Annotated in this window: 6 protein-coding genes; 3 read left to right on the forward strand and 3 right to left on the reverse strand. The window is 29.2% G+C overall.

All coding sequences use genetic code 11. The features are described from left to right. Positions 1 to 248 precede the first annotated feature (248 nt). Positions 249 to 2,180 carry a site-specific recombinase Gcr gene (locus tag M3Z80_RS08165; protein WP_293919080.1) on the forward strand — a complete coding sequence of 644 codons (1,932 nt, stop codon included), beginning with the start codon at positions 249 to 251 and terminating at the stop codon, positions 2,178 to 2,180. A gap of 62 nt (positions 2,181 to 2,242) precedes the next feature. Here M3Z80_RS08165 and M3Z80_RS08170 read toward each other — a convergent pair whose 3' ends face one another. The 3 genes from M3Z80_RS08170 to ribA form a co-directional block, all read right to left on the reverse strand. Continuing rightward, a complete protein-coding gene (locus M3Z80_RS08170) occupies positions 2,243 to 3,808 on the reverse strand; it encodes a S8 family serine peptidase (protein ID WP_293919082.1) in 1,566 nt (521 codons plus the stop codon). A gap of 20 nt (positions 3,809 to 3,828) precedes the next feature. Next, a complete protein-coding gene (gene pepT / locus M3Z80_RS08175; RefSeq protein WP_293919084.1) occupies positions 3,829 to 5,073 on the reverse strand; it encodes a peptidase T in 1,245 nt (414 codons plus the stop codon). A gap of 346 nt (positions 5,074 to 5,419) precedes the next feature. Beyond that, positions 5,420 to 6,007 (reverse strand): GTP cyclohydrolase II, encoded by a 588-nt coding sequence (gene ribA, locus M3Z80_RS08180; protein ID WP_293919086.1) that lies wholly within the window; start codon positions 6,005 to 6,007, stop codon positions 5,420 to 5,422. A gap of 157 nt (positions 6,008 to 6,164) precedes the next feature. On the opposite strand from ribA, the gene M3Z80_RS08185 reads away from it, so the two are divergent. Both M3Z80_RS08185 and guaA read left to right on the forward strand, forming a co-directional pair. Further along, positions 6,165 to 7,346 carry a sigma-54-dependent transcriptional regulator gene (locus tag M3Z80_RS08185; RefSeq protein WP_293919088.1) on the forward strand — a complete coding sequence of 394 codons (1,182 nt, stop codon included), beginning with the start codon at positions 6,165 to 6,167 and terminating at the stop codon, positions 7,344 to 7,346. Between the two features lie 512 nt (positions 7,347 to 7,858). After that, a partial coding sequence (gene guaA, locus M3Z80_RS08190; protein ID WP_293919089.1) for a glutamine-hydrolyzing GMP synthase occupies positions 7,859 to 8,481 on the forward strand: 623 nt, incomplete at its 3' end.

The following is an 8,481-nucleotide window of genomic DNA, read 5'->3' on the forward strand; positions in this document are numbered from 1 at the left end:
TAGAAAGGGGAGCCGATCATTATTAGAGGTAATACGGCGACCTTGCATGCGAAAATACAAGGTTTGAAAGAAATTTTAGCTTTATTGGAAAAGATATATTAACTTTATAAATTCAATACGTTTATTTTAAATTATGCGACATTATATTTATAGAAAATATATAATGGTGTATAATATTAATCATTATTTAAGTTGAATGATAAAAAAATAATGTATAATGAGTCTTATAAGTTAGTTTGAAGATAAAGATGGAAGATAATTTAAAAAAGATATTAGATACACGAGAAGAGCGTAATATTCTACTGAGCATACTGAAATACGGAAGAAAAAATTTTGATAATTCAATTGATTTTATAGATCATATCACACAAATGCTCTATAAAAATCCTTCCATTAAAGAAAAATTTATTGAGCGCCTTGTTCCTTTATTCCGAAATATATATATGCAGAAGTTTATCACGGATTTCGGAATATTTACAAATGATAAACTAATATCTTTATTTTTTAGGCAAATCGGTAATAAATTATTACCACAAATCTCAGATGATCAAACATTGTTATCATTAGCAAATGAAGTTCTTTATTCTAATGTTAATCACAATTTTTTGAAATTAATTCCTCTTGATCGTTGGCAAAAGTTTTATGAGGTTTTATTTAGTGACGATGTTGTCATTTGCAATTCCGGATATGTAAAAAAACAGATAAGAGAAGGTGCCCTTATATTAATAGATAGAGTAGTGGGCGGAGCTGCTGATCCAGAAGTATTTAAAATGAGTTATATAAGGAATATAGAAGAAAATCCTTTTCAAAAATTAACGAGTCGCTTAATAAAAATATTACAAGACCATGAATTTATTGATTTAGATAAAATAAATGTTTTATGTGAACAAATAAAATTATGTAAAATCTACCTAGATAATATTATCGACCAAAAAGAAAGTAAAGGAATATCATTGGCCATTACAATAAAAGTAACCTGTTTAAGACAACAAATTGATCGTATACTTATTCTAATAAATGCATTGTATTTATTGGATAATAAGCCATTATCCTTGGCTATGGCTAATTTAACTAAAAAATTATTGGGCATATATTCTACAAAAAGTAGTGTCACAAATTCGTTTCAAAGCACTCTTTATGTGGTAACATCATTAGTAACGTGGCATAATAGACAAGCGGGAGAGAAATATATAACTAATACTTCAAAAGAATATATGCAAATGCTTTATTCGGCGATGGGAGGTGGATTTCTAGTTGCCATATTGTGTTTTATAAAGGCACAAATAGGCATGCATACCTATACACCATTCATTCAAGCATTATTATACAGCTTAAATTATTCTTGGGGTTTTGTCTCAATATATTTAATACATTGGACATTAGCAACTAAACAACCGGCAATGACTGCAGCAACATTAGCACATGCGTTAAATCAGGATGAAAAATCTGCCAGTGATTATAAAGAATTCGGGTTGTTATTTACACGTATATTTAGAAGTCAGTTTATCGCTTTTATAGGAAATGTATTTGCTGCATTTATTGTGGGCATAGGTTTGTATTATTTGTTATCCTATTTTACGGGTATCGAATTAATAAATTTACATAAAGCGACAGATTTTCGTGATGAAGTAGTACATATGGATTATAAAATTTTTTGGTTTGCATCCATTGCTGGAATTTTCTTATTTATATCCGGTTTAATTTCCGGTATTACAGAAAATTATACTCGTTACCATAATATTCCGGAAAGACTTTATAATCATCCCTTATTAAAACGATTTATAAAAGAAAAAAGAAGAAGAAATTGGGTTAACTGGTACAATAATAAAATTGGAGGGATTTCAGGAAATGTATTTTTAGGTATATGTTTAGGCAGCGCTTTTTTAATAGGCAATTTTCTAGGAATACCTTTTGATATTCGTCACATTACATTCTCAGGAGGTAATTATGCAATGGCACTTTCCTATTTTAATTTTAATATTTCTTGTACGGACTTTATTTTAGGTTTTATAGGTATATTTGGAATTGGATTATGCAATTTTTTGGTAAGTTTTTCTTTATCATTATGGGTAGCTATGAAATCAGTTAATGTTCCTACTAAAGAAATGGGAAAAATCTTATATTCGGCTTTAAAACTATTTATTAGAAATCCTGCGCGTTTTTTCTTGCCAATTGATTAAAAAAAAGCGACTTTCAGAATTACTGTAAGTTGAAATTATAGTTAAGGTGGTTTATTTCAATTTTATTTTATAATAATGATTTTTTTATTTATTTTCTTTCCATTTTCAAGTTTAAAATGTAGGTAATAAATTCCGGGATGAGGAATATAGAAATTTTCATTTATCAAGCCATTAATCTTTTTTGAAATAACTACTTGTCCTAACTCATTAAAAATGGTAATTTGTTTCGTATTAATTGGAAAATCACAACTAAAACTCTGTCTAGCAGGATTAGGATACACCCTTATCTTATTTTTATTAGATTCATTATCTTCATTTTTAATGTTACTGGAAAGTGCTCGATAGGCATTTATTCTTCCGTACCCATAGTATTTATCCCAACCTGGCGTGTCTTCAGAAGGCTCTCCCATTTGATCATCGGCCGTTTTTTCAATAATTGATTTAATTTCAGAAGGAGTCCTCTTTGAATTTTGGGCTAATAACAAAGAAGCTAATCCGGAAACATGAGGTGTAGCTTGTGAAGTTCCACTCATGTAATATACTACATTTAAAAGATCGTTGTTTACCAAGCCGAAAATAACGTCTCCAGGAGCTACAACAGATATGTATTTACCATAATTACTACCTGAAAGTAGAACATTATAAAATGGATTCGAACGATTTGATTGAGCATTTATGGCACCTACTGCTATAACCCCGGGATAAGCTGCGGGGTAGTTTATTTTTTCATTGTTATCATTACCCATAGCAGCGACTACAACAACATTGTTTTTTAATGCTTTCTCAATAGCTTTACTCATAAGAATAGAATTTTCGTGCCCTCCCAAAGATAAATTTATAACTCTGGCACCATTGTCAACAGCATAATGTATCGCTTCACTAATATCAGTATTATAACCTTCTCCATTGTTGTCTAAGGTTTTTAATATCATTAATTTACAATTCCAATCTATCCCAGTATAGCTTAATTTGTTGTTAGCATGAGCACCAATAATTCCTGCTACGTTAATAGCATGATCATTTTTGGAAGATAAATCATTAGAATCCTCATTTTTAATAAAGTTTTTACCCTTTTTGATCCACAATCGATCTTTAATCTCAGGATGATTTACATTTAAACCGGTATCTATTATTGCTACTATAATTGAGTCATTTCCTGTTTCAATTTCCCAAGCTTTTTCTATATTAATATCTACTCCGTTTTTAGAGTGAAAATTTCTTAAAGCAGTAGAGATAAATCCATCATTATTTAACCCCCACTGATATCTGTAATTGGGATCATTAGGACTAATCACAGCTTGTTTAATTTGGTGGACTTGTGTTTTATAAATATAGTTTGGCTCTGCATACTCAATCTCTCCTGTTTTATAATATTCATCTATAATTTTCTGAATATTGGTTTCGCTTGAAAATTCAACGGTATATATGCTTGAATTATCTTTTTCACTGAGTATAATTTTCTCTATTTTATTGGATGAGAAGAGCTTATTTATTTTAGATATTCCTTTTGCTTGACCTATTTCTCCATTAGATTTATCTTTTAATTTAACGATGATTTTAGTAGGAGTTTGTCCTTTAATGTAAAGCAGTGATAATATAAAAAAAAGAACAAAATATGAATTTTTCATTTCGATTTTAAAAATAGTTTCTAATATATATTTTGAGATATCTCAATAATAACTTTTGTAGCCTTAATCATTGATTCAAGAGGAATAAATTCATATGGACCGTGAAAATTAAGTCCACCCGCAAAAATATTTGGACAAGGTAAACCCATATATGAAAGTTTAGAACCGTCAGTTCCTCCTCTAATAGCTTTTATATTTGGTTCAACACCTGCTTTCTCCATGGCATTTTTTGCAATATCAATGATAAACATTTTATCTTCTATTTTTTCACGCATGTTAAAATATTGATCTTCAATCTCAATTTTGAAAATTCCTTCCCCATATTTAGAGTTGAGCTGGTTAATAATATTCTTCATTTTTTCCTTACGTGATTCATATTTTTTTAAATCATGATCACGAATGATATACTGTAATTGAGCCTTTTCAACATTTCCGGTAATTTTTGTCAAATGATAAAATCCTTCATATCCTTCTGTGTTTGCAGGCGTTTCTAAAGGTAATGAATTAGAAAACTCAACCGCAAGTAATCCTGCATTAATCATTTTGCCTTTAGCTGATCCGGGATGAACGCTTTTTCCTGTTATAGTGATTACAGCAGCGCCGGCATTGAAATTTTCAAATTCGAGTTCTCCCACTTCTCCACCATCAACAGTATATGCCCATTTTGCGCCAAACTTTTTAACATTAAATAGATCGGCACCTTTTCCAATTTCTTCATCAGGAGTAAATCCTACAGCTATTCTTCCATGTTTAATATCATTGTGTTGTAGCAAATATTCTGCAGCCGTAACAATTTCGGCTATTCCGGCTTTATCGTCAGCGCCGAGTAAAGTTGTTCCGTCTGTAGTTATTATTGTTTCTCCGATGTGATCTTTAAGTTCCGGAAATTCGTTAACTCTTAATGTGAAACCTGTAATTTTATTCAAAATTAAATCTTCACCCTCATAATTTTCCCATATTTGCGGGTTTACATTTTCGCCTGAAAAATCAGGTGAAGTATCATAATGAGATATAAAACCGACAGTTGGCAAATCTTGAGAACTATTAGAAGGTACATAGCCCATTACATATCCATTTTCATCAATTGAAACATTTTCCAAGCCTATAGACAGTAATTCTTCATATAAATAATTAGCTATTTTCCACTGTCTTTCAGTACTTGGTATTTTATCAATACCTGGTTCACTAGTTGAGTGAAAACTTACATATTTTAAAAATCGATTAAGAAGTTTGTCTTTCCAAAGAGATGATAAATTTGTTGACATTAGATTATGATATAGTGATAATTTTATCAAATTTATAAAAAAATCTATTTGTTAGTAAATTATTTAATCTAAATATACATACCGTTAATCAAATCTTATAAATATGTTTTTAGATTGAATATTATATAAATGATGTAAAAAACAAAATAAGATTTCTTTAAATATGGAAAAAGAATAATTTTTATCTGTATTGAAGTGAATAATATAAATTATTTTCAAATAAAATTTATATATTATAAGTTTCTTATATTATTAATCCCCCAAAAATGGGATAATAAGCCTTAGTGTATATTCTAAGATCTATTTAATAAATAAGGAAATGAAAGTCTTTGAATGGAATAGATAGCTAAATATTATTCAGTAAATGGCCAAAGTAATCTTTTTTAGTTTTCAAATAATCCAAATTTTCTTTTTCAGGATTTATTTCTAGAGGTATTCTTTTTACTAATTTAATTGAACTTTCACTTATATAGGAAATTTTTTCGGGATTATTAGTTAATAAATTTATAGAAGTGATTCCTAAATCTTCTAATATTTCCACCGCAATTTTAAAATCTCTTGCATCTGCAGGAAAACCCAATTCAATATTTGCCTCTGCGGTATTGAGTCCCTGGTCTTGAAGATTATATGCCTTTAATTTATTGATGATGCCGATATTTCTTCCTTCTTGTCTTAAATAAAGAAGAATACCTCCATTTTCATGTATATATTTCATAGCTGCGTCAAGCTGCTTTCCACAGTCACATCTTTTAGAGTGAAATAAATCTCCAGTTATGCACTCAGAATGAATACGAATATTTACGGTTTGATTTAAGTTGGTATTCTCACTTATCATAGCTAGATGAGGCATCCAGTCATTTTCATTATCCGAGTAAGCTATTATTTGATATTGTCCCCATTCAGTGGGTAATTTTGCTTCCGCTTGTCTTTTCATCTTCATTATTTACAAAAAGCAAAATTAACATAATTATTAATATTAAAAATGCAGATTCCAAATTAATTCATTAATTAGAGTTCAAAATGACTAACTATATAGCAATCAATTTTTAACCTAAAAACAGTATCTTTGTATATATAAATAAATTAATTTTATGACTAAAATTTTAATTGTTGAGGATGAGGAAACTATACGAAGAGTATTAAAAAGCATACTTTTAGAAGAGGATAAAAAATTTGAGATAGACGAGGCTCAAGATGGATTAGAAGCTAAACAATTAATTGATAAAAATGAGTATGACTTGGTAATATGTGATATTAAAATGCCTAAGATGGACGGTGAAGAATTACTTTGTCAAGTAATGGAAGAAAAGCCGCTTTTACCTTTTATAATGATTTCAGGACATGGTACTATTGAGATTGCGGTAAATTGTATAAAGAAAGGTGCATTCGATTATATCTCTAAACCTCCCGATTTGGGTAGATTGTTGAGTGCCGTACGAAATGCATTAGATAAGAAAAATCTTATAAGTGAAAATCAAAAACTTTTTTCACAGAATAAAATTTTGAAGAAAAAAGTAAGCAAAAAATATGAGATGATCGGTAACTCTAAAAAACTTAGAGAAATTAAAGAAATTATTGAAAAAATTGCTTTAACTGATGCGAGAGTTCTCATAACAGGGCAAAACGGTACAGGAAAAGAATTAGTTGCCCATTCTATTCATGAAAAAAGTGAGAGAGCAGCTATGCCTATGGTAGAGGTTAACTGTGCGGCCATCCCTTCAGAATTAATTGAAAGCGAGCTTTTCGGCCATATGAAAGGCTCTTTTACAGGTGCAGTAAAAGATAAGCAAGGTAAATTTGAATTAGCTAATAAGGGTACTCTTTTTCTGGATGAGATAGGAGATATGAGCTTATCCGCTCAAGCTAAAGTACTGCGAGCTCTACAAGAAGGAAAAGTCTCCAGAGTAGGAAGTGATAGTGAAATTTCTGTAGATGTACGTGTACTTGCAGCTACTAATAAAAATTTAAAAGATGAGATAAAGGATGGTAGATTTAGAGAAGATTTATATCATCGATTATCAGTTATAGAGCTTAAAGTTCCTTCATTAAAAGATAGAATTGATGATATACCTATCTTAATCGAACATTTTTCGGAAATTATTGCAGAAGAATACGGATCTAAAGCTAAGAGATTCGATATAGAAGCGATTGATTTATTAAAAACCTTTGAGTGGACGGGTAATATTAGAGAACTTAGAAATGTGGTTGAAAGATTAATTATTTTAGGAGCTGATCCTATTACTAAAGAAGATGTGGAAAATTTTTGTAAATAACAGGTAATTAAACTAAAAAACTTTTAGCATACATAACACAAAAAACAGTTAAATTATTATTTTTTATAATTTATGAAAAAAGGAAATAAATTATTATAGTTTATTAAAAAAACATTTTATTTATTTAATTCTGATTACTAGAGGCTTCGTTAAAAAAAAAATTAATAGTTTATTTATAAAATGTTAAAATAGCTAAGTCATTTTTTTAAAAGAAAAAATAAGTTTATATTTATAAATTATGTTAATTTTTATTTGAAAAATAAAAATATGTTATAAAACTATACAAGCATATTATAAAAAACGATATGAAAATTTTTTAAATTTGTAAGATTAAAAAGTTACAACTTTATTTATAATTAAAGTCGATGCTTAGATTAAGTAATGTAAACTCTTAATAATTATTTTGATTTTTATTTGCAAGAATAAATTTGCAATTAATGTATACAGATTATAAGATTTCCTAGTTAATAAAACGTCGACATAAACATACAATTTTATATATACGATACTTGATGAAAAATGGAATTATCATTTTGGATTTTGGTTCACAATATAATCAATTGATTGGACGGCGAATCCGAGAATTTGGTGTATACACGGAAATTTTGCCTTATTATGCTCCACTAGATGAAATACTATCTCATCAACCCAAGGGGATAATACTTTCGGGAGGTCCTTCTTCGGTAAATTCTGAGAAAGCTCATTTGGTGGAAGAACAATTATTTGAACAAAATATACCGGTTTTGGGTATCTGCTATGGGATGCAGCTAACGGCTAAACTTTTAGGAGGTGTTGTATCTGAAGGAACAAAAGGTGAATATGGAAAATCTGAATTTACAATTGTTAAAGATAACGTTTTACTTTCTAATCTTCCACAAACTTCCATAGTTTGGATGAGTCATTTTGATGAAGTAACGGTGTTGCCTGATGGTTTTGAACTTATCGGAACTTCAACTAATTCTATGGCAGGTATGGCAAACGATCTAAAAAAGATATATACTGTTCAATTCCATCCGGAGGTTTCTCATACTGAATACGGAGAGCAAATTTTAAAAAACTTTGTTTTTAGTATATGTGGATGTACTAAAAATTGGGAAATTTCGAATTTCATTGAAACTGAAGTAAAAAAGATAAG

The organism is Apibacter sp., assembly GCF_025291155.1.
Lineage (GTDB): Bacteria > Bacteroidota > Bacteroidia > Flavobacteriales > Weeksellaceae > Apibacter.

Coding starts and splice junctions, on each gene's coding strand:
- pepT (WP_293919084.1), bottom strand. CDS start 5,073: ATGTCAACAAATTTATCATCTCTTTGGAAAGACAAACTTCTTAATCGA.
- ribA (WP_293919086.1), bottom strand. CDS start 6,007: ATGAAAAGACAAGCGGAAGCAAAATTACCCACTGAATGGGGACAATAT.
- M3Z80_RS08170 (WP_293919082.1), bottom strand. CDS start 3,808: ATGAAAAATTCATATTTTGTTCTTTTTTTTATATTATCACTGCTTTAC.
- M3Z80_RS08165 (WP_293919080.1), top strand. CDS start 249: ATGGAAGATAATTTAAAAAAGATATTAGATACACGAGAAGAGCGTAAT.
- M3Z80_RS08185 (WP_293919088.1), top strand. CDS start 6,165: ATGACTAAAATTTTAATTGTTGAGGATGAGGAAACTATACGAAGAGTA.